This is a genomic window from Streptomyces sp. NPDC085944 (assembly GCF_040686295.1).
Lineage (GTDB): Bacteria > Actinomycetota > Actinomycetes > Streptomycetales > Streptomycetaceae > Streptomyces > Streptomyces salinarius.
On record NZ_JBFBJX010000002.1, the window covers coordinates 177,833 to 197,759 of the forward strand.

The 19,927-nt window shown below is 70.8% G+C and carries 16 protein-coding genes and 3 pseudogenes; 8 read left to right on the plus strand and 11 right to left on the minus strand.

Annotation, left to right across the window (positions count from 1 at the left end):
- Positions 1 to 37: 37 nt before the first annotated feature.
- From AB0P07_RS04550 to AB0P07_RS04575, 6 genes are all read left to right on the plus strand, one after another.
- Positions 38 to 613 carry an XRE family transcriptional regulator gene (locus AB0P07_RS04550; protein WP_365545003.1) on the plus strand — a complete coding sequence of 192 codons (576 nt, stop codon included), beginning with the start codon at positions 38 to 40 and terminating at the stop codon, positions 611 to 613.
- 130 nt (positions 614 to 743) lie between these two features.
- Positions 744 to 1,706, plus strand: coding sequence for an NADPH:quinone oxidoreductase family protein (locus AB0P07_RS04555; RefSeq protein WP_365545006.1), 963 nt, complete (start codon positions 744 to 746; stop codon positions 1,704 to 1,706).
- A 46-nt stretch (positions 1,707 to 1,752) separates the two neighbouring features.
- Positions 1,753 to 2,934, plus strand: a complete 1,182-nt coding sequence (locus tag AB0P07_RS04560) for an acyl-CoA dehydrogenase (protein ID WP_365545009.1) — start codon at positions 1,753 to 1,755, stop codon at positions 2,932 to 2,934.
- Positions 2,931 to 4,019, plus strand: coding sequence for an acyl-CoA dehydrogenase family protein (locus tag AB0P07_RS04565; protein ID WP_365545012.1), 1,089 nt, complete (start codon positions 2,931 to 2,933; stop codon positions 4,017 to 4,019). The genes AB0P07_RS04560 and AB0P07_RS04565 overlap by 4 nt, the downstream gene beginning before the upstream one ends.
- Positions 4,020 to 4,171: 152 nt before the next feature.
- Complete coding sequence (locus tag AB0P07_RS04570) at positions 4,172 to 5,035, plus strand: phosphatidylinositol-specific phospholipase C/glycerophosphodiester phosphodiesterase family protein (RefSeq protein WP_365545015.1); 864 nt, start codon at positions 4,172 to 4,174, stop codon at positions 5,033 to 5,035.
- 116 nt (positions 5,036 to 5,151) lie between these two features.
- A complete protein-coding gene (locus AB0P07_RS04575; protein WP_007388144.1) occupies positions 5,152 to 5,346 on the plus strand; it encodes a hypothetical protein in 195 nt (64 codons plus the stop codon).
- A 23-nt stretch (positions 5,347 to 5,369) separates the two neighbouring features.
- Here AB0P07_RS04575 and AB0P07_RS04580 read toward each other — a convergent pair whose 3' ends face one another.
- Positions 5,370 to 5,738, minus strand: a complete 369-nt coding sequence (locus AB0P07_RS04580; protein WP_365545018.1) for a DUF779 domain-containing protein — start codon at positions 5,736 to 5,738, stop codon at positions 5,370 to 5,372.
- Between the two features lie 79 nt (positions 5,739 to 5,817).
- Between AB0P07_RS04580 and AB0P07_RS04585 the strand changes: the two are divergent.
- Positions 5,818 to 6,260: pseudogene (locus tag AB0P07_RS04585) on the plus strand (MFS transporter); the annotation flags it as partial.
- On the opposite strand, the gene AB0P07_RS04590 reads toward AB0P07_RS04585, so the two are convergent.
- The 5 genes from AB0P07_RS04590 to AB0P07_RS04610 form a co-directional block, all read right to left on the minus strand.
- A complete protein-coding gene (locus AB0P07_RS04590) occupies positions 6,223 to 6,639 on the minus strand; it encodes a luciferase family protein (protein WP_365545022.1) in 417 nt (138 codons plus the stop codon). The pseudogene AB0P07_RS04585 and the gene AB0P07_RS04590 overlap by 38 nt on opposite strands.
- Before the next feature lie 144 nt (positions 6,640 to 6,783).
- Positions 6,784 to 7,875, minus strand: a complete 1,092-nt coding sequence (locus AB0P07_RS04595) for a lytic polysaccharide monooxygenase (RefSeq protein ID WP_365545025.1) — start codon at positions 7,873 to 7,875, stop codon at positions 6,784 to 6,786.
- A gap of 162 nt (positions 7,876 to 8,037) precedes the next feature.
- On the minus strand, positions 8,038 to 9,195 hold the full coding sequence (locus AB0P07_RS04600; RefSeq protein WP_365545028.1) for a cellulose binding domain-containing protein: 1,158 nt from the start codon (positions 9,193 to 9,195) through the stop codon (positions 8,038 to 8,040).
- 214 nt (positions 9,196 to 9,409) lie between these two features.
- Complete coding sequence (locus AB0P07_RS04605) at positions 9,410 to 10,435, minus strand: LacI family DNA-binding transcriptional regulator (protein WP_365545031.1); 1,026 nt, start codon at positions 10,433 to 10,435, stop codon at positions 9,410 to 9,412.
- A 170-nt stretch (positions 10,436 to 10,605) separates the two neighbouring features.
- Positions 10,606 to 11,694 (minus strand): MerR family transcriptional regulator, encoded by a 1,089-nt coding sequence (locus tag AB0P07_RS04610; protein ID WP_365545033.1) that lies wholly within the window; start codon positions 11,692 to 11,694, stop codon positions 10,606 to 10,608.
- Positions 11,695 to 11,869: 175 nt separating this feature from the next.
- Here AB0P07_RS04610 and AB0P07_RS04615 point away from each other — a divergent pair.
- Positions 11,870 to 12,172: pseudogene (locus AB0P07_RS04615) on the plus strand (DUF2071 domain-containing protein); the annotation flags it as partial.
- Between the two features lie 509 nt (positions 12,173 to 12,681).
- On the opposite strand, the gene AB0P07_RS04620 reads toward AB0P07_RS04615, so the two are convergent.
- The 5 genes and pseudogenes from AB0P07_RS04620 to AB0P07_RS04640 form a co-directional block, all read right to left on the minus strand.
- Positions 12,682 to 14,037, minus strand: a complete 1,356-nt coding sequence (locus AB0P07_RS04620) for a PHB depolymerase family esterase (protein ID WP_365545036.1) — start codon at positions 14,035 to 14,037, stop codon at positions 12,682 to 12,684.
- A gap of 309 nt (positions 14,038 to 14,346) precedes the next feature.
- On the minus strand, positions 14,347 to 15,993 hold the full coding sequence (locus AB0P07_RS04625; protein ID WP_365545039.1) for an RICIN domain-containing protein: 1,647 nt from the start codon (positions 15,991 to 15,993) through the stop codon (positions 14,347 to 14,349).
- Positions 15,994 to 16,702: 709 nt separating this feature from the next.
- A pseudogene (locus AB0P07_RS04630) lies at positions 16,703 to 16,843 on the minus strand (IS1380 family transposase); the annotation flags it as partial.
- Positions 16,844 to 17,430: 587 nt separating this feature from the next.
- Positions 17,431 to 18,828, minus strand: coding sequence for an IS701 family transposase (locus AB0P07_RS04635; RefSeq protein ID WP_365545042.1), 1,398 nt, complete (start codon positions 18,826 to 18,828; stop codon positions 17,431 to 17,433).
- Complete coding sequence (locus AB0P07_RS04640) at positions 18,825 to 19,835, minus strand: hypothetical protein (protein WP_365545046.1); 1,011 nt, start codon at positions 19,833 to 19,835, stop codon at positions 18,825 to 18,827. The genes AB0P07_RS04635 and AB0P07_RS04640 overlap by 4 nt, the downstream gene beginning before the upstream one ends.
- Between the last annotated feature and the right edge of the window lie 92 nt (positions 19,836 to 19,927).

Below are 19,927 nucleotides of genomic sequence, written 5' to 3' on the forward strand. Positions count from 1 at the left end.
GATTGACAAATGTATTTGCCGGTTCTGCAATAAACGCATGACGACTGCAGACGACGTCCTCGCCGGTGTCGGACCGAGGCTTCGCCGGCTTCGCAAGGAGCGGGAGGTGACGCTGGCGGCCCTGTCCGAGACCACGGGTATCTCGGTGAGCACCCTGTCGCGGCTGGAAGCGGGCCTGCGCAAGCCGAGCCTGGAGCTGTTGCTGCCGATCGCCCAGGCCCACCAGGTGCCACTGGACGAACTGGTCGGCGCCCCGCCGGTCGGCGACCCCCGGGTGCGGGCCGAGCCGATCGTGCGCCACGGCCGCACCCACTGGCCGCTCACCCGCCAGGCGGGCGGCCTCCAGGCGTTCAAGGTGCTGGAACCCCGGCGCAGGGAGGAGCCTGACCCGCGCACCCACGAGGGGTACGAGTGGCTCTACGTCCTCTCCGGGCGGCTGCGGCTCGTGCTCGGCGAGCACGACGTGGTGCTGTCCGCCGGAGAGGCCGCCGAGTTCGACACCCGGGTACCGCACTGGTTCGGATCGACCGGGGAGGGGCCGGTCGAGTTCCTCAGTCTCTTCGGACCGCAGGGGGAGCGGATGCACGTACGGGCGCGGCCCGCGCGGGCGTGAGCCCCAGCCTGTTCCCCGATGGACACCCAAGCCTGTTCCCCGATGGGTACCTCAACCTGTTCCCCGATGGGCAAGCGACCGCTTAGTATGCGGAGGACCGGTCGGACGACGCAGTCGGTGGAGGTCCCGCATGCAGGCATGGCAGGTGCACGAGAACGGCGAGCCGGGCGAGGTGATGCGCCTCGCGGACGTGCCCTCGCCGGTGCCCGGCGAGGGCCAGGTCCTGTTGAAGGTGCGGGCCGCCAACATCAACTTCCCGGACGCCCTGATGTGCCGGGGCCAGTACCAGGTCCGGCCGCCGCTGCCGTTCACGCCGGGCGTGGAGATCTGCGGCGAGACCGAGGACGGCCGCCGCGTCCTGGCCAACCCGGCGCTGCCGCACGGCGGCTTCGCCGAGTACGCCCTCGCCGACGCCCGCGCCCTGCTGCCCGCGCCGGACGCCCTGGACGACGCCGAGGCCGCCGCCCTGCACATCGGCTACCAGACCGGCTGGTTCGGCCTGCACCGCCGGGCCCGCCTGGAGGCCGGCGACACCCTGCTCGTCCACGCCGCCGCGGGAGGTGTCGGAAGCGCCGCCGTACAGCTCGGCAAGGCGGCCGGCGCCACTGTCATCGGCGTCGTCGGCGGACCGCAGAAGGCGGCCGTCGCCCGCGAGCTGGGCTGCGACGTGGTCGTCGACCGGCGCGGTGCGGACGTCGTCGCGGCCGTCAAGGAGGCCACCGGCGGCCGGGGCGCCGACGTGATCTACGACCCGGTGGGCGGCGACGCGTACACCCAGTCCACCAAGGTCGTCGCCTTCGAGGGGCGGATCGTCGTCGTCGGCTTCGCGAGCGGCACCATCCCCAGCCCGGCGCTGAACCACGCGCTGGTGAAGAACTACACGATCCTCGGCCTGCACTGGGGCCTGTACAACACCAAGAACCCCCGACTGGTCCGGCACTGCCACGAGCAGCTCACCGAGCTGGCCGCACGGGGCGCGATCAAGCCGCTGGTGAGCGAGCGGGTACCGCTCGACGGGGCGGCGGACGCCGTGCAGCGCGTCGCCGACGGCAGCACGACCGGCCGGGTGGCCGTCGTACCGGAGAAGGCATGACCGGACGAGGCCGGACCGGACAGAAGCTGGAGAAGGGAACCGTCGCATGACCGACGCAGCGGAACTGCGCCGCCGTACCCGTGAGTTGCTGACCGCGCACCCACCGGCCAGCACGGACCGCCTGGCCTTCCTGCGAGCCCGCTTCGACGCCGGCCTCGCCTGGGTGCACTACCCCGAAGGGCTCGGCGGACTCGGTGCCCCGCGCTCCCTCCAGGCCGTCGTGGACGCCGAGTTGGCGGCCGAAGGCGCCCCCGACAACGACCCGCGGCGCATCGGCATCGGCCTCGGCATGGCCGCCCCGACCATCCTCCAGTACGGCACCGACGAGCAGAAGCGCCGGCTGCTGCGCCCGCTGTGGACCGGTGAGGAGGTCTGGTGCCAGCTCTTCAGCGAGCCGGGCGCCGGGTCCGACCTGGCGGCGCTCGGCACGCGCGCGGTGCGGGACGGTGAGGACTGGGTGGTCAACGGACAGAAGGTATGGACCTCCAGCGCGCACCTCGCCCGCTGGGCCATCCTCATCGCCCGCACCGACCCGGACGTGCCCAAGCACCGGGGCATCACCTACTTCGTGTGCGACATGGCCGACCCCGGCGTCGAGGTGCGGCCGCTGCGCCAGATCACCGGCGAGGCCGAGTTCAACGAAGTCTTCCTCACCGACGTCCGCATCCCCGACTCCCAGCGACTCGGCGACGTCGGCGACGGCTGGCGGGTCGCGCAGACCACGCTCAACAACGAGCGCGTCGCCATCGGCGGCACCCCGATCCCCCGCGAGGGCGGCATGATCGGCAAGATCGCCGCGACCTGGCGGGAGCGCCCCGAACTGCGCACCCACGACCTGCACCAGCGACTGCTCGGCCTGTGGGTCGAGGCCGAGGTCGCCCGCCTCACCGGCGTACGCCTGCGCCAGCAACTGGTGGCGGGCCAGCCCGGCCCCGAGGGCGCCGGCATGAAGCTGAACTTCGCCCGCCTCAACCAGGAGATCAGCGGCCTCGAGGTGGAACTCCTCGGCGAGGAGGGCCTGCTCTACGACGACTGGACCATGCGCCGCCCCGAGCTGGTCGACTTCACCGGACGCGACGCCGGGTACCGCTATCTGCGGTCCAAGGGCAACAGCATCGAGGGCGGGACCAGCGAGGTCCTGCTGAACATCGTCGCCGAGCGTGTCCTGGGCCTGCCCGCCGAGCCGCGCACCGACAAGGACGTCGCATGGAAGGACCTCGCCCGATGAGCGCACAGCCCGAACCCGCTCTCCTCTACTCGGAGGAGGAAGAGGCGCTGCGCGCCGCCGTCCGGGACCTGCTCACCGACCACTGCGACCCGGCGGACGTCGTCACTCGCACCGAGTCGGCCGCCCCGCACGACGTGCCGCTGTGGAAGTCCCTCGCCGGATCGATGGGCCTCGCGGGCCTGCTGATCCCCGAGGAACTCGGCGGACAGGGCGCCACGCCCCGGGAAGCCGCCGTGGTCCTGGAGGAGTTGGGACGCGCGGTCGCACCGGTGCCGTACCTGACGAGCTCCGTCGTCGCCACCGAGGCACTGCTGGCCTGCGGGGCCGACGACCTGATCGGCGAGCTGGCGGCCGCCACGACCGTCGCCGTGCTCGCCGTCGGGCTGCACGTCGCGCCGGGCGGCGCCGTCGCGAGCGTGCGCCTGGACAGCGGTCTGCTGCACGGGGAGTTGACGGGCATCGCGGACGCCTCCGTCGCCGACGTGCTGCTGGTCCCGGCCGACGACGGGAGCCTGTACGCGGTCGGGGCCGCCGACGCGACGGTGACAGCCCAGGTCTCGCTCGACTCCACCAGGCCGCTGGCACGCGTAACCCTCGACGGTGTGTCCGGGCGCCGGCTCGGCGACGCGGAGCCCGCCGTGCGCCGCGCCCTGCGAACCGGTGCCGGGCTGCTCGCCTCCGAGCAACTGGGCCTTGCCGACCGGCTGCTGACCGATACGGTCCGCTACCTCAAGGAACGCAAGCAGTTCAACCGTCCGGTCGGCGGGTTCCAGGCGCTCAAGCACCGGCTCGCCCGGCTGTGGCTGGAGATCGCGGGCCTGCGCGCCGCCGCCCGGAACGCCGCCGACGCCCTGGCGACCGGCGCGGACACCGACGTGGCGGTCGCCGTCGCCCAGGCGTACGCGGCGCAGGTCGCCGTCCACACCGCCGAGGAGGCGCTGCAACTGCACGGCGGCATCGGCATGACGTGGGAGCACGCGGTCCACCTGTACCTCAAGCGGTCCAAGGCCGACTCGATCGCCTACGGAGCCGCGGGCCACCACCGCACCGTCCTGGCCGAACTGGTCGACCTGCGGGCGCCCTGACGCCCTGTCCGCCCGCCGCGCCGGCCGAGTGCGCCACCGGAGGTGAACGACCGGCGGCGGTCCGGACAACTCCCCGCACGGCTCTGCTCTCCAAGGCCTACGGGACCCCATACTCACTGGGGTCCCGTACGGCACTTCCAGGGAGGCAGAGCATGGCCCTCACCACCCGACGCAGAGCCCTCACCACCCTCGGCGCAGCCCTCGCGGGCGCGGTCGCGCTGCCCGCAGGCATCGCGTCGGCGTCCGAAAGCAGGCACGGGCCGCGCCCGTTGTGGCGCGCGCACGCCCACAACGACTACGAGCACCCCCGCCCCCTCCTCGACGCCCTCGACCACCGCTTCGGCAGCGTCGAGGCCGACATCTACCTGGTCGACGGCCAACTCCTCGTCGCCCACGACCCCGAGGACCTCGACCCGTCCCGCAGCCTGGAGTCGCTCTACCTCGACCCGCTCGCCGCCCGCGTCCGCGCGCACCACGGCCGCGTGTACCGCCGGGACCGCGGCTCCCTCCAGCTCCTGATCGACATCAAGACCGAGGGCGAGTCGACGTACCTCGAACTCGACCGTCGGCTGCGCCGCTACCCGCGCCTGTTCACCTCCTACGCCCACGGCCGGGTGTTCCCGGGCGCGGTCACCGCCGTGGTCTCCGGCGACCGGGCCGCCCGCGCGCCCATGGAGGTCCAGCGCACCCGCCGGGCCTTCTACGACGGCCGGCTCACTGACCTCGGCACCGCCGCACCGGCCTCCTTCGTGCCATTGATCAGCGACAACTGGACACTGAACTTCGCCTGGCAGGGCGTGGGCGCCTTCCCGCAGGCCGAGCGGCGCAAGCTCCGCGAGATCGTGGGCGCGGCCCACGCCTGCGGGCAGCGGGTGCGCTTCTGGGCCACGCCCGACGTGGCCGGGCCCGCGCGGGACGCCGTGTGGGCCGAACTGCTCGCCGCCGGCGTCGACCACCTCAACACCGACGACCTCGCCGGTCTCGAGGCCTTCCTCGACGCTCGCCGGGAGCGATAGGGGCAGCAGCGGGACACCACTCGTTCGGAGGACAGGTCAGCCGCCCGGACGAACCCTCCACTACGCCACACTTGCGGCCGAACGCCGCGAAGTGGACGTGGCGGAGGAGGTTGACGATGGCCGTTTCCATCTCTGTGGTGCTCTTGCTGTTCATCCTTGCGGTGCTCTTCCTGCGCAACGGCGGGCTGAAGATCTCGCACGCACTGGTGTGCCTGCTGCTCGGCTTCTACCTGGCGAGCACGAGCATCGCCCCGACCATCAGCAGCGGGCTGACCGCGACCGCGGAGATCGTGAGCAGCCTCAGGCCGTAGGACCTCGGGGAGGCGCCCGGGAACTAGGCGTCCACGACCCGGGAGCGGATGAGGAAGCGCACCCCCTCGGGTGCCTCCAGCGAGAAGCCGCTGCCCCGGCCCGGGACGACGTCCACGGTCAGCCGGGTGTGGGCCCACACCTCGTACTGGCTGCGCGACATCCAGAACTCCACGGGCTCCTCGACGCCGTCGACCGTCAGTTCGGCGAGCAGGACGTCCGAGGCGCCGGTGCGGAACTCGCCGGCCGGGTAGCACATGGGGGCGCTGCCGTCGCAGCAGCCGCCGGACTGGTGGAACATCAGCGGGCCGTGCGCCTCGCGGAGCCGCCGCAGCAGTCCGGACGCCTCGGCGGTCAGCGCGACGCGCGGGATCTCCTCGTATGTGTCACCCATGCCGCCATGTCAGCAAAGGGAACGTTGCGAGTGCGTTGCGTGGCATGGCATGGCGTGGCGTCGCGGGTGACGGCGGTGTATCGCGCTCGGCCTCGGCGTCGGCATGGTGATGTCCGCCTCCTCCGACGCGATCGTGGGCAACGCCCCCGTCCGGGACGGTGGTGTCGCGGGCGGCCTCCAGGCGACGACCCTGCAGATCGGCTGTGCGCTCGGCACCTCCGTGCTGGTCTCCCTGATCAGCGCCAGGGTCGGCGCCACGCTCACCGGTGAGCTTCACCGGGGCGGGCGTGCCCCCGGCCGTGGCCGACGGTCTCCGGGCGGCCGAGGACGCCGCGGCGATGGGCGTGGCGCCCGTCTCCGGCGACCTGCCGGCCGGGCTGCGGGCCGCGGTGGTGGAGGGCAGCGGGCAGGCCTTCATGAACGGCGTCCACGTGGCCGTGGTCGTCACCGGCGCCGCTCGGCGCGGCCCTCGCCGCCTCCGGACTCAGGCCTCCTCGGCCACGGCGCGCGGAAGCACCGTGACCCGGCGGTAGTTGCACCCCGCCGGCCCCGACGGACCTGAGGGGCCCGCGCCGAGGTCGGTCGGGGGCCGGGACTGATGCGCCTTGAGCGCGATGCTCGTCAGGCTCAGCAACAGGTCCACGTCCGCGTCGCAGTCCAGGTGCACGGTCACCCAACGGGAGCCGGGCACCAGCCGGATGGCGGTGGAGCCGCCGAGGTCGTACTGGAAGCGCTGGATGGCCCGGTGGGTGAGGTGGAGGTCCACGTCCCGGTCCGAGTGGAAGTGGACGATCTCGTCGCGGACGGAGCGCAGCGCCCGTCCGGTTCGGCAACTGGCCGGACCCGCGGAGAGGTCGGGCCAGGCGTGCAGCCGCTCAAAGGCGCGCTGGGCCAGAGTCATGGCCCTATCGTCGCCCGATCACCGCTTCGCAACCAGGGGTTGAGCGATTTGTAACCGGCGCGTGAGGTCGGCGGGGAACCCTGCGGAACCCCGCCGACCGTGTCCCTACCTGTGTCGGGGACTGTCAGGGAACGCCGGGCCGCGTCAGGAGGTGACGCAGCCGATCGAGTCGACCGGGAAGTCATTGCCCGTCGACGTGGCCGTGAAGCCGAAGGTCACGCTTCCGTCCGGTGGTACGACGCGGTTGTGGTCCACGTTGCGGACCGTGACCGTGCCGTCGGCGCCGCTGGACAGCGAACCGTTCCACACCCCGCCGAGCGTGGTCCCGCTGCCCGGCTTCCACTGCACGGCCCAGCCGTTCAGCGGCTCGGTGCCGTGGTTCATCACCTCGACCGACCCCTGGAAGCCGCCGCTCCAGGAGTTCTCCACGGAGTACACGGCCATGCAGGAACCGGTGTGCGTGGGCGGGTCCGTGGGGTCAGTCGGATCCGTCGGGTCCGGGTCCGGAGTGGTGCCCGAGCCGCGGATGCCGGTGACCTCGCCGTTGCCGCCGTCGAAGACGACGTCCGAGCAGGAGAAGAAGTTCTCCTGGCTGTCCGAACGCACCCACTGCATGAAGATCAACGCGTCGCCCGAGCGGCCCGAGGGCAGCGCGAGATCCCAGTAGTAGTGGCCGCCGTCGGTCCCGGGCGAGCCCTGCTGGGGCGGGTCGGTCACCGTCTGGATCAGCTCCAGGTCGTCCCAGCCCAGCTCGGACGTGGGCGACCAGCCCGGCTTGGTCAGGTACACCCGGAAGTCACCCGGGTGGGCCGCCCAGTTGCTGTACTGCACCGGGATCGTCGCCCCCGACGTCAGATGCGTACGGGGCCAGTCCCCGCGGGCCGCGTTGTAGGCGGAGAAGTCGTACGGGGAACGGTCGCCCGCGCTGCACAGGGTGCCGTCCGGTACATAACCGGCGCCGCGGCCACCCGCGTTGGAGTCGAGCACGGCGAACCAGTTGTAGAGAGCCGTCGCCCCGCTCTGGTCGAGCGCGGCCTGACAGGCCGGGTTCGTCGGGTCGAGGGCACCGGTGCCGGTCTTGGCGTCCAGCTGGCACAGATAGGTGCGGGATCCGGGCATCATCGCCACGCCGTGCGCCTCGGCCCGACCCTGCCCGAGCAGGAAGGTCATGCCGAGCGCGCTGAGCAAGGTGGCCAGTACCGCCGTCAAGGACAGGAATCTGCTGCGTCGAGCCATAGGGAGTCTCCCGTTGGTCCCATGGGTGATTTCGATGATTTCCATTGGTGAGCAGGTCATGACAAACAGGCCGTGACGTGCACGGAGATCGTGGTGGAACCTCCGCCCGTCCGGGGCGGGCGCTTCGGCCGGACGGGCGGGGAGGCGGTGGGGCGGCGCCCGCTAGTTCGCGGTGCAGGCGGTGCCGTTCAGACGGAAGCCGGCCGGCTCGGCGAACGTCCCGCTGTAGGTGCCCTGGAAGCCGAACGACAGGCTGCCGCCGGGGGCGATCCGGGCGTTGTGGCTCACGCCGGTCGCCGTGACGCTGCCCGTGGAGGGCGTGACGGAGGCGTTCCAGACGTTGCCGATCCGCTGACCGGAGGGCAGGGTGAAGGCGAGCTGCCAGCCGTCGACGGGATCCGTGCCCGTGTTGGTGACGGTGACGTCGGCGGTGAAGCCGTCCTGCCACACGTTCGTGCCGTACGACACCTCGCACGCCGTCGCGTCACCCGGATCGCCGGGGTCCGTGTCGCCCGGGGTGCCGCCGGTCTCGACGGTGGAGGAGAAGGAGTTCACGGCCAGTCCGGCGCCGTTCTGCCAGGGTTCGAACCCTGCCTGCACGCTCGTCAGGTACCAGTCGTCCTCGGCGAGTCCGCGCGCCACGGTCGCCCGGACGAAGTCCATGACGTCGAAGCTCCAGCCGCTGATCGCCGACGGCGCCACGAACGACAGGACGTCGTTCGAGCCGTTGCCGCCGCTCCAGACCTCCCAGGTCCGTCCGCCGACGGTCGCCGTGCCCACCGGTGAGCCGATGGGCTGGATCGGGCCCACCTTGTTGAACCAGATCATGATCTCGGTCCGGTTGACCCCGTCGGTCCGGGCGGTCGGGTCCAGCCAGATGTCGTACGAGGCGTTGTAGACGGCGTTGTCGACGAAGCCGTAGGAGATGCTGGACGGCGCCCGGGAGACGGTGTCGAGCCGGGCGGGGAGGCTGGTGCCCGGTGAACAGTTCGTGTAGTGGCAGCCGTTGAAGACCGACGGGTACGACTTCGGCGCCCCGTTGGTCGGTGCCGAGCCGTCGGCCTGCGTGACCCGGAAGCCGGTGTCGGTGGCGGTGACGCACTGGGTGGCGCTCGAGCCCCAGCGGTTGTTCTGGACGACGTACCGTCCCTGGATCGTCGTCGTCCCGAAGGGTTCGCAGAGGGTGGTGTCCGCCTGGGCCGGCGCCGCGGCGGTGACCAGTGACGCGGCGAGGGCGAAGGCCGCCGAGGTCGCGCTCAGGACGCCCAGGAGGCCGCGCGGGGCGCGGACTCGGGGCCGTAACGGCCGTAACGTTCGCATCGGGCCTCTTAGGGGGTGCGGGGGGAAGGAGGGGCCGGTGCGGGAGCGCTCCCAACTCCCCACTGATGGGAGCGCTCCCACTTACCGGTTGATTGAGGACTGTAGGAGCGGTTCATGTTCCTGACAAGACTGTGTGCGCCGGAGTTGTCGAACAAATCTCGAAGCCCCAGGTCGAAGGCGCCTCCGCCGGGAGCGCTCGTGGCGGGCGGGGCGGTCAGGCGGAGTCCCGGACCACCAATTCCGTACGGAGGATGACGTGTCGCCAGGCGGCGGGGGAGTCCTCCATCTCCTCCTGCAGCAGCCGCACCATCGTGCGGCCGATCTCCTGCAGCGGCTGGCGGACCGTCGTCAGGGGCGGGTCCGTGGGCCGGGCCGGATGGAAGTCGTCGAAACCGATCACCGCCACGTCCTGCGGCACCCGGCGGCCGGCGGCCCGCAGCGCGCTGAGCGCCCCGGCGGCCAGTGTGTCCGAGGCGGCGAACACCGCGTCGAGGTCCGGGTGCCGGGTGAGCAGGTCGGTCGTTGCCCGGTGCCCGCTCTCTTCCGTGAAGTCGCTCCCCTCGACGACCAGCGAGGCCTCGGCCGCCACGCCGGCCGACTCCAGCGCATCCCGGTACCCGCGCAAGCGGCACTGGGCGACGTACATGTCGAGCGGTCCGCTGACGGCCCCGATCGTGCTCCGGCCGGCGTCCAGCAGATACGCGACCGCGCCGCGCGCACCGCCCGCGTTGTCGGCGTCGACGTAGGTGACGCTCTCCTCGCCGGAGCGCCGGCCCAGCATGACGGTGGGCAGTCCCGCCTTGGCGAGCATGTCCGGCAGCGGGTCCTCGGCGTGCACGGACATGAGCAGCACTCCGTCGACCCGGCCGCCGCGCGCGTACTCCACGAACCGCTGCCGCTCGGTGTCCGTGCGGACCAGGGTGAGCAGCAGCTGCACCGGCGTGTCGGTCAGGGCGTCGCCGACCGCGTGGACGATCTCGGTGAAGAACGGCTCCCCGAACAGCCGCCAGTCCGGCTCCGTCATCACCAGCGCGACCGCGTCGGCACGGTGCCCCGCCAGAGAACGGGCCGCGAGATTCGGGACGTAGCCCAGTTCCGCGATGGCCCGCTGCACGGCGCGGCGTGTCGAATCCCGCACGCCCGCGGCGTTGTTGACGACCCTCGAGACGGTGCCTCGGCCCACGCCGGCGAGGGCGGCCACCTCCTCCAGCGTCGGCGTACCGGGACGCTGCCTGCCCATGTCCGCCCGCCTTCCCCCAAGAGATCATCCGATACTACGGTGACCCGCCCCCTCCCGGCGGGGCGATCGTGAGGGTGGTGCCGGCCGATCCCGGGTTCCGTGGCCGGGCCGCGCCGCGCGGGTGCGTACGGCGGGGTGCACGGACTGCGGGGCGGGCGGCCGGCTCGCCGTCAGTGGTCCAGGCGGACCGGCATGAGCAGCGAGAACGTCTCCTCGTCGTCCGTCCGGCGGACCGCCAGCGGTGCCGTGGGCGCGGCGCCGAACTCCAGGACGAGGCGGTCCCGGTCCGCGGCGGCGAGCGCGTCCAGCAGGAACCCGCGGTCGACGCCGACGCTGTTCCCGTCCTCGTCGCCGTCCCCGCGGACGGTCACCGTGCCGTCGTCCGCCGCCGCCAGCACACTGACGTCGCGCGCGGACGGGCCGGGCTCGCTCGCTCCGGCCGCGCGGACGGGGCCGGCCTCCAACCCCGCACGGAGCGCGGGCACATCGACGACGACCCGCCGCCCGGCCGGCAGCTGGACGAGACGGCGGTAGTCGGGGAAGTCATGGGTCAGGCGCTGCCCCGACACCTGACGCTCCCCGGCCTCCAGCGTCACACGGTCGGCGTCCACAGCGAAACGGACGGGTTCGTCGTCCCTCAGCAGCGCGCGCATCGCGTCGACGAGCGGGGTGGGCACGACGACCTGTTCACGCCCTCCACCGTGTCCGGCGCAGGTGCTGCGCGCGACGGCCATCCGGTAGCGGTCGGTCGCCACGAGGCGGAGCGCCTCGTCCTCGACGTCGAACAGGACCCCGCCGAGCATCGGCAACTCGGGGTCCTCGCCGACGGCGAACCGCACCGCGTCGAGCGCGCTCGCCAGCCGGGGCGCGGAAAGGGACAGCCGGACGGTGCCAGTGCGCGGCGAAGCGGTCATGGGGTTCTCCTTGTGATCGAGTTGGGTTCGGAGCGTGGAGAACTCGCTGCGTGCCTCGGCCAGCCCTCTTTCGAGACGGCGCACGTGCGCCTGGAGCAGCCTGCGCACGAGGTCGACGTCCGCGCCGGACCAGCCGGCCAGAGCCAGCCGGATGTCCGCCAACGGCATGCCGGCCCGTCGCAGCCGGGCGAGTATCCTGGCCTCCTCCAGCTGCTCCGGGGCGTACCAGCGGTAGCCGCTCGCCGGATCGACCCGGGCGGGGACCAGCACACCGGCGCGGTCGTAGAACCGCAGGGCGCTCACGCCCAGTCCGCTGTCGCGGGCCATCTCCCCAATGCTGCGCATCTCGCTCTCCACGTCCGAAACCCTGGGCCCTTGACCAGGTCGAGGGTCAACCACGGTTCGTTCCCGCAGCCGCCGCCCGGGCCGACCCGCACGACCCGTGCGCCTGTCATTCTTGCGTCGTGCACCATCCCCAGCGCCGTCGCCCCGGACGCTCCCCACGACGATACGGCTGCCGATGCTCAGCCAGGAGTGGCACGACCTCGCCTTCGTCCACTGGGCCGTCGAGCCCTCCGCCGTTGCGGGAGTGACGCCGCGCGGCACGGTTCCCGACACCCATGACGGGCTCGCGTACGTGGGGCTCGTCGCGTTCCGGATGCACCGGGCCGGCTGGCTCCGGCTGCCCGGGATCCCCTGCTTCGGCTCGTTTCCGGAGACGAACGTGCGTCTGTACAGCGTGGACGCGCACGGGCGGCGCGGGGTGGTGTTCCGGCCGGTGGACGCCGCGCGGCTGCGGCCGGTGGTGATGGGACGCGTCGGCTCCCGGGTTGCTCTCCCCTCGTCCGCTGGGTCGAGTTGGCCCGCGTCTGGTCCGGGGTCAGATCTCAGTGGCCCAAGAGCGTCGACGCTGTCCGTGAGAGTTGTCTACGTCCTTCGCGGCGGTGACGCCGGAAGGCCGGGCGGGGCGGTGTCGCCAGTACGCCTTCGACCGGAGGGAACAGGCGGTTCGGCCGGACCATCGAGGGCCACCGATGGTTGTGGCCACCGCCGCCGGGCAGGGCGAGGCACCGGAGCGCGCGGTGCCTCCAACGAACACCTGCCCGAGAACCAGGGCAAGAACGGACAGGCGGGCCTCACTGGCGCCACTGCCCTGCCTGGCGGCGACGGTTACGTGCTGCCGACCTGAGAATCCGTCGCGTCGTGGCGGACAGCCCCGCGGCCGTCGGCGCACACGTGGAGGTGGCCGCTGGGCGGCCCCTCACCGTGGGCGAATGCCAGCCGAGGCGCTCTCGCTCAAGCGTGGCCTCCCCATCTGACCGAGCGGTGGTGTCAGCCGAGGCGCCACTGCTGGTTGCTGCCGCCGTTGCAGTTCCACAGTTCGACCGCCGCGCCGTTGGCGGTGGAGGCGCCGGTCACATCAAGGCACAGGCCCGACCGGGCGCTGGTGATGGTGCCGTTGGAGTTGATGTTCCACTGCTGGTTGGTGCCGCCGTTGCAGTCCCGGATCGCGACAGCGGCGCCGGCCGCGGTGCCGGTCGCGTCGAGGCACTTGGCGCCGCCGTAGACGGTGAGCTGCTTGGCCGACGTGCTGGTCCAGGTCTGGTTGGTGCCGCCGTTGCAGTCCCAGATCTGCGTCTGGACGCCGTTGGTCCGCGAAAAGCCGGGCACGTCCAGGCACTTGCCGGAACCGGTGGCGTGGACCGGACCGGTGCTCGTCCCGCCGGTCCCGTCGGAGCCGTCGAGTCCGAAGAAGGCGATGACCCGGGCCGCCATGCCGGCGGCAGGCAGAGTGTGCCCGGCACCTTGGACGCTGATCGCCTCGACCGGTGCCTGTGCGCCGGTGGAGCCGTAGCGGGTGCGGGCCCAGCCGGACTGCGGCGAGTCGGCGAAGACTGGAGTCTGGCTCGCTCCGAGCACATTGGTCCACTGCTTGGTCTCTTCACCGAAGTTCACGTAGCTCAGCGTGGTGTCCGCGGTGCCGTGCCACAGCTGCATCCGCGGCCGGGGGCCGGTGTATCCCGGATAGGCGCCCCGGACGAGGTCGCCCCACTCCTGCGGGGTCTTGGTGATCTGACCGTTGGCGCAGTCGCTGTTCCAGCCGGAGCCGTTGGTGGTGGCGAAGCAGCCGAACGGCACGCCCGAGAACGCGGCACCGGCCTTGAACAGGTCGGGATAGTCGCCGAGCAGGACATTGGTCGTCATCGCGCCGGACGAGGCGCCGGTGACATAGACGCGGCCCGCGTCGGCGTTCATGTTCTGCACGGTGTAGCGGACCATCTGGGCGATGCTCGTGGGGTCGCTGCCGCCGTCGTGCTCGAGTGCCTGGGACGAGGAGACGTCGAAGCACTGTCCGCTGACGTTCGCGTCCGGGTAGACGACGATGAACCCGTACTGGTCGGCGAGGCGGGCGAACTCCGTGTTGGCGTGGAAGGTGGGCCCCGTGCCGGTGCAGTAGTGCACGGCCACGAGTACTGCCGGGCGTGCCGGAGCGCTGTCGGGTTTGTAGACGTACATCCGCAGGTTTCCGGGGTTGCTGCCGAAGCCGGTCACCTCGTTCAGTGACGCGGCCGACGCGGTGGTGGCCGAGGCGCCGGTCAGTCCGAGCGCCGCGACCAGCGGCGCGACCGCCATCAGCAGGGCCACGAGTAGATCTCTGACGCTTCTCTTCTTGGACTTCCGGGACATGACGGTGTCCTCTCTGAGGGGCTACTGGGAGAACGAGAAGTACAAGGTCCGGGCGTAGTCGCCGGTCGCCGTGGTGGGGCCGCCGCCGGAGCCGAAGCGGGCGGGGGAGAGGCGCAGGCAGAGGTCGTCGTCCTCGCAGACCAGGGTGAGGCCGTGTCTACGTCGCCACCAACGGACGCGGCCCGCAGAACGGCGACCCGTTTTGACCTCGACTCCCGAGCGGGGCCGCAGACGCTGGCGTCTGCGGCCCCACCGTGGCGGAGGTACCCCGTGGACTTGCCAGCTGGCCCACACGGCGACGGGTACGGGTTACGGGAGCGTGGTCCACTTCTGGTTGCCCTGGCCGTTGCAGGTCCACAGGATGACCGGGGTCCCGTTGGCGGTGGCGGCCTCCTCGGCGTCGAGGCACAGACCGGCGTGGACGTTGCGGACCGACCCGTCGGAGCCGACCGTCCACTTCTGGTTGTCCTGGCCGTTGCATGGCCAGATGATGACCGGCGTGCCGTTGCTGGTGCCCTGCCCGGAGGCGTCCAGGCACTTGTCGCCGTAGACGCGGATCTCGCCTCCGGCCCAGTTGGTCCAGAGCTGATTGGCTGCCGTGTGACAGTCCCACAGCAGCGTCTTCGCCCCGGCCGCGGTGGCGGCGTTGTCCACGTCCAGGCAGCGGCCGGACCCGCCACCGCGAATGCGCCCGGTGGTAGAGGCCAGCGGGCTGCCGCCGGTCATCTTGTACACGGCGACACCATGTGCCGGGACGCTCGCGGAGATCTGCCCGGAGGTGCTCGACGTGCCGCCGGTCCACAGGTCTGCGAGGGTGAAAGACCCCCCGGTCAGGCCGACCTGGGCGGCTGTGGCCGTGATGGTCGTGGTGCTGCTCCCTCGGTTGAACATGCCCACGGCGACGGAGCCGTCGGACAGGCGCTTGGCGAACACCTCGGTGTCGCCGTCATCGCGCACCCGGCGACCGCCCGCGCCCAGCGAGTCCTGGTTCACCGCCAGCAGACGCGGGTTGCGCAGGATGGCGCTCACGTCGGGGGACATGGTGCGGATGTCGTTGCCCGCGATGAGAGGGGAGCCCATCAGTGCCCACAGCGCGAAGTGGGAACGGGACTCGGTCAGTGACAGACCGGGGCGGCCGACGACAAGCATGTCGGGGTCGTTCCAGTGTCCCGGGCCCGACTGAGCCGCCAGTGGCGCGGTGACGTCCAGGACGTTGCCGACGCCCATGGGGTAGCTGTTGGTGTTGCCGTTCTGCCAGATGTCGAGCAGGTCTTCGCTCGTCCGCCACAGGTCGGCGACCTCACCCCAGTTGTACTTGTCGCCGGTGATGGCGTGGAAGCTGTTGGGGTTGATGCTGTAGACGATCGGGCGGCCGGTGGCGCGCAGAGCGTCGCGCATGGTCGTGAACTGCGCGATCTGCTCGCCGAGGGTACCGCTGCCGGAACACCAGTCGTACTTGAGGTAGTCCACGCCCCAGGAAGCGAACGTGGCGGCGTCCTGGGCCTCGTGCCCCTTGCTGCCGGTGGATCCGGGGTACGTGCCCACGCCTTGGGCGCATGTCTTCTCGTTGGGCGCCTCGTAGATGCCGAACTTCAGGCCCTTGCTGTGGATGTAGTCCCCGAGCGCCTCCATGCCGCTGGGGAACTTGGTCGGATTGGCCCGCAGGTTGCCCGCCGCGTCGCGCTGCGGGTCGAACCAGCAGTCGTCGACGACGACGTACTGGTAGCCCGCGGCCTTCATGCCCGAGGACACCATCGCGTCGGCGGCCTGGCGGACCTGCGCCTCGGTGATCCCGCATCCGAAGCTGTTCCAGCTGTTCCAGCCGAGAGGAGGAGTGAGCGCGGGGCTGCCCGGCGCGGCCTGGGCGGTGGTGCCGGCGGAGGCGGTGACGCAGGCGCTGAGCGCCAGTGCGGTCGTCACGAGAAGACGCAGGAACCGTCTGTGTAAGGGGATCACGGGTAAGGCGTCCTTTCCCTTTCTGGCCCGCACGGCAGAAGCTGTTGTGCGGGGCTCGGGTGCACGGTCACGAGCTTGTGATCAGGTGTCGTGGGTCAGCGCTTCAGGAGGAGCGGGCCCGGCCGGTACGGCGGGTTCACGTAGACGGGCCCGGCCTTGGTGCGCGCCCCACCGAACGAGCATGTTCGACATGTCGAACAATGGCCGAAGTCTCGCCTAAAAATAAGCCGAGCGGGTGACCGTGATCTGCTCCGACCGGATACCGGCCGGAGCGCCGTCTGGTGACGGAGGAAGGCATCTCGAACCTCTCGGTGGGGAAGGTGGCTGGTTGGTCTTCAGCGCGTTCGCTCACGGGGCGGTCGGGCGCGACGCGTCACGATTTCATCCGTCGCGGCTTCGGTTCGATCAATCCTCTCCTAGTGATGCATGGGAGGGATTAACGGATACGGACGTGGCTCCTGTCCAGCCCTGCGGCACGGAAGACTTGGCTACTTGCGGGGTTCGTCCGGTTCCCGCCCCTGACGTCCAGCCAGCTGAACGCCGTCCCCTAACTTCGATCTTTCTTGAGGGTCGGCCGACGGAGTCGGTGGACCCTTTTGTTTTCCGGAGCTGATGCCGGGCAGGCAGTGGTCCGCCTGTCGCGTCGGGTGGGCGTCGGGTTCCACTGCCCAGGGCGGGTGATGCGGTCGCAGGGACGGTGGGTTGCTGGTCAGCCGGGGCCGGGCAGGAGCGCGAGCCGTTCAAGGGCGGCGGTGATCTCGCCGGTCCAGGGCCAGTGCCGGGCGAGGCGGAGAATTCTGCGCCGACCAGTGGATACGAGCTGGCCGGCTGCGGAGAACGTTCTTCGTCTGCTGGGGTCTGAGCTCAGACGTCGCTCGACCAGCAGGAAGGCTGCGGTCGCCGCAAGTTGCGGACGGCTGGTCCGGGCATGGTCCGGATCTGGGTTCGACAAGCCATGGTGTTGAGTGCCGCTCGCTACGGTTGGATCACCACCGATCCGTCACAGGCACTTCCTTGAGGGCCGACCGTTCCACTCCTGGCTCGCGAGATCGTGACCTGACACCCGGTGGGGCTTCTCGTCGGTGAGGAACCGCGCTGTCGGCAGTCGAGGCGCCGTCTGTGCGGAAGCTGCTCACCTTCTTGATGAGCAGACATGGCGTCTTGCGCCGTGATCAAATGAGGCCCTGATGCCCGCGGAAGGCTGGTTTGTCCTGCGCTCGACTGTCGCCCTGCCCGGAACGACTGCGTCACCGTCGCACAGCGTTGACTTTCGCTTGCGGGAGATCCCTTGCAGCGCTTCTGCGGTCGGCCGCTTGGGACGACTCGATCTTGACCTCGTGAGCGGCCAGAGACCTATAAACGGATCCTGGCGCTGTGCCCCGTCGCGGGGCGGGTTTCCACTAGTACTCCAGTCGTAGATCGCGACCTGACGCAGTGTCATGCATCGAAGGCGAGTCGGGTTCGGTAGTGGTGCCAGCGAGCTCGGGCCTGGTGGTGTCGTTGCCAGTCGGACCAGTTCGGATGCCGGGCGATCCGGGCGCTCATGGCCTGCGGCGGTAGGTCGCAGGTGCGCGTGGTGAGCAGGTGAAACAGTCGCTGGGCCTCGGGAACGGTCAGCGCGATCGCGCCGCAATCGGCCGGTGGGTCCTGGTCGGGATCGTCGGGCAGGATGGGGGCGGGATGGCTGGTCTTGTCGATGGACGCGAGTACGGCGAGCAGGGCGAGAGCCGCCATGGCCATGGTGACGTGGCGTTTCCACGCCCGGTAGCGCCTGACCTGGGTCTGGTCGAGTGAGACGGTGGATTTCGAGTCCTGGAAGGCGTCCTCCACCTTCCATCTCATCCCGGCGATCTTGACCAGGTCGGTCAGGGGGCAGGGATGGCCTTCGGGCGCGTAGGCGTAGAAGTACGCGATCTCGTTCGGGTCGGCGATGGAGCGGCGGATGAGCAGCCATCGGCGCGGGTGGTCGGTGGCGATCCAGGCCCAGTCGTAGCAGCGCTGGCCCTTTGCGCCCGCACCACACGAGTGGCGGTTCCACCCGTTCGGCTCGACCAAGTGCAGTGCCTGGTCCGCGCGCATGCGCCCTCCGCCGGAGGTGGTGAGTTGGTGGTTGGCGGGCACCGCGAACACGTAGCCGATGCCGGTGCCTTCCAAGAACTCGCGCAACTCCCGGCTGCGTCCGTACACCTCGTCGCCGGTCGCCCACTGTGGTCTGATCCCGGCGGCCAGCGCGCGTTTCGCCTGTGCGAGGGCGAGCGCCGGCTTGGTGGCGAATGCATGATCCTCAGGGAAGCCCGCCGTCGCCATCCGCGCCGGATCGTCAAACCAGTCGGCCTGCACGTATAGGTCCCGGTCGATGAGGGCGTGGCCCCGCTTGGTCGCGTACGTCGTGTACACCGCGACGATCACGTTCTCGACCCGGCCCATTGTGCCGGAATACTGCCGGCCCACGGCCGCGGTCTTCGTCCCCCTCTTCGCCTGCCCCGTCTCGTCGAAGATCAGAACCCCGCCGTCGGCGCCGAGGTGCCGGGTCAGGAACGCGCGCACCACGTCTCTCGCGGTGTCCTCCTCCCAGTGGGCGCGTTCGAGCAGGTGGTGCAGGCGATACGGTCGGTCCAGGCCGACTGCCTCCGCGATCGACCAGCAGTTGCCCGCTACGCCCGGCATCAGTAACCCGCGCAGGTACAACACTCCGTTGGCCCGCAGGTCGCGGCGCCGGTAGACCGGCGCGAGGTCTGCGGCGAGTTCGGCGAATACCGCTTCCATCTGCTCGGGATCTGCACTGCGGCGCAGTGCAGATCCCGAGCCGTGATCATTGTGCGCGGGACCGGTCACCTCCTATACCGCTGCGCTACTGCCGTGAAGGCGGCCTTGGGTTCCCAATCCATGTCGGGGTAGGTCTGTCCCCGGCGCCCTTCGAGGAGTTTGACGATGCCCAGGCCGGCCCGGTCCAAGTCGTCCCTGGGGTCGCCGTCCGGGCGGTGCGGGTAGCCAGGCAAGGCGAACAAGAACACGAACGCGCTGTCCACGCCCTCAGTCTCGAAGATCTCCAGCAGTTCACTCAGATATGCGGCCTGGCCGGCCTCGTCACGCTCGTATATCCCGTTCAGCCGTACCGGGGCCTTGGTCTTTGGGTCGTGCTCGACCACTTCCAGCACCCGCCCACCGCGGTCTCCCGCGCCGAGGTAGGCCGCAGTGCCGAACCCGGTGATGGCGAGCGGCTTCGGGCCTTGGGCCAGGGTGCGCACCGCGTCCCGGAACCGGTCGGCGACCTCGGCGGAGCGGATCAGCTCGAACGTCACGAAGTCGAAGGGAGTCCAGTCGACCTGCTCGAACTGGATAGCTGCGTAGGTGAGCTTGCCCTGGAAGCGCTCGCGGACCGTGGTCGCAGCGTCGCGGAGGAATGCGTTGATGCGCACGCCGAGCTCGCGCATCGCTTCGGCCCGCCGCTCGGGTTGGCCCATCAGCTGCTCGACCCGCTCCTCGGGGCTGTCTCCGGGCAGGAACCCGCGGTTCATCACGCTCAGCTCGACCCCTGCGACGAACACGACTGTGGCTCCCTGCTGCCGGAGCCGTTCCGCTCGCTCGGCGCAGTCACGGAAGAGCATGAGGATCTGCTTCGGATCCAGCTCCAGCGGATAGGGCGAGAACCAGACCTCCAGGCCGAGCTCGGCGGCGGCACCAGCGGCCAGCTCCAGTCGCTCCGGGGCGCCGCCGATGATCTGGACCGCATTGCAGTGCAGGTCGTCACGGATGATGGCCAGCTCGCGCCGGACCACCGCGGGGTCGAAGTGCTCGCGGGATATCTGGCCGTGCACGACGAATCCGGTGTCGTAGGTCATTCCTCTTGCTCGCATGGTGACGTCCTCTCTGTCGGCCTCGGTCGGGTCGAGGCTGACAGAGAAAGTGCGTGCACGCAAATTTACGCACACGC

Coding starts and splice junctions, on each gene's coding strand:
- AB0P07_RS04580 (WP_365545018.1), bottom strand. CDS start 5,738: ATGGGTGACACATACGAGGAGATCCCGCGCGTCGCGCTGACCGCCGAG.
- AB0P07_RS04595 (WP_365545025.1), bottom strand. CDS start 7,875: ATGGCTCGACGCAGCAGATTCCTGTCCTTGACGGCGGTACTGGCCACC.
- AB0P07_RS04590 (WP_365545022.1), bottom strand. CDS start 6,639: ATGACTCTGGCCCAGCGCGCCTTTGAGCGGCTGCACGCCTGGCCCGAC.
- AB0P07_RS04605 (WP_365545031.1), bottom strand. CDS start 10,435: ATGGGCAGGCAGCGTCCCGGTACGCCGACGCTGGAGGAGGTGGCCGCC.
- AB0P07_RS04575 (WP_007388144.1), top strand. CDS start 5,152: ATGGCCGTTTCCATCTCTGTGGTGCTCTTGCTGTTCATCCTTGCGGTG.
- AB0P07_RS04620 (WP_365545036.1), bottom strand. CDS start 14,037: ATGTCCCGGAAGTCCAAGAAGAGAAGCGTCAGAGATCTACTCGTGGCC.
- AB0P07_RS04565 (WP_365545012.1), top strand. CDS start 2,931: ATGAGCGCACAGCCCGAACCCGCTCTCCTCTACTCGGAGGAGGAAGAG.
- AB0P07_RS04550 (WP_365545003.1), top strand. CDS start 38: ATGACGACTGCAGACGACGTCCTCGCCGGTGTCGGACCGAGGCTTCGC.
- AB0P07_RS04570 (WP_365545015.1), top strand. CDS start 4,172: ATGGCCCTCACCACCCGACGCAGAGCCCTCACCACCCTCGGCGCAGCC.
- AB0P07_RS04600 (WP_365545028.1), bottom strand. CDS start 9,195: ATGCGAACGTTACGGCCGTTACGGCCCCGAGTCCGCGCCCCGCGCGGC.
- AB0P07_RS04555 (WP_365545006.1), top strand. CDS start 744: ATGCAGGCATGGCAGGTGCACGAGAACGGCGAGCCGGGCGAGGTGATG.
- AB0P07_RS04610 (WP_365545033.1), bottom strand. CDS start 11,694: ATGCGCAGCATTGGGGAGATGGCCCGCGACAGCGGACTGGGCGTGAGC.
- AB0P07_RS04560 (WP_365545009.1), top strand. CDS start 1,753: ATGACCGACGCAGCGGAACTGCGCCGCCGTACCCGTGAGTTGCTGACC.
- AB0P07_RS04640 (WP_365545046.1), bottom strand. CDS start 19,835: ATGACCTACGACACCGGATTCGTCGTGCACGGCCAGATATCCCGCGAG.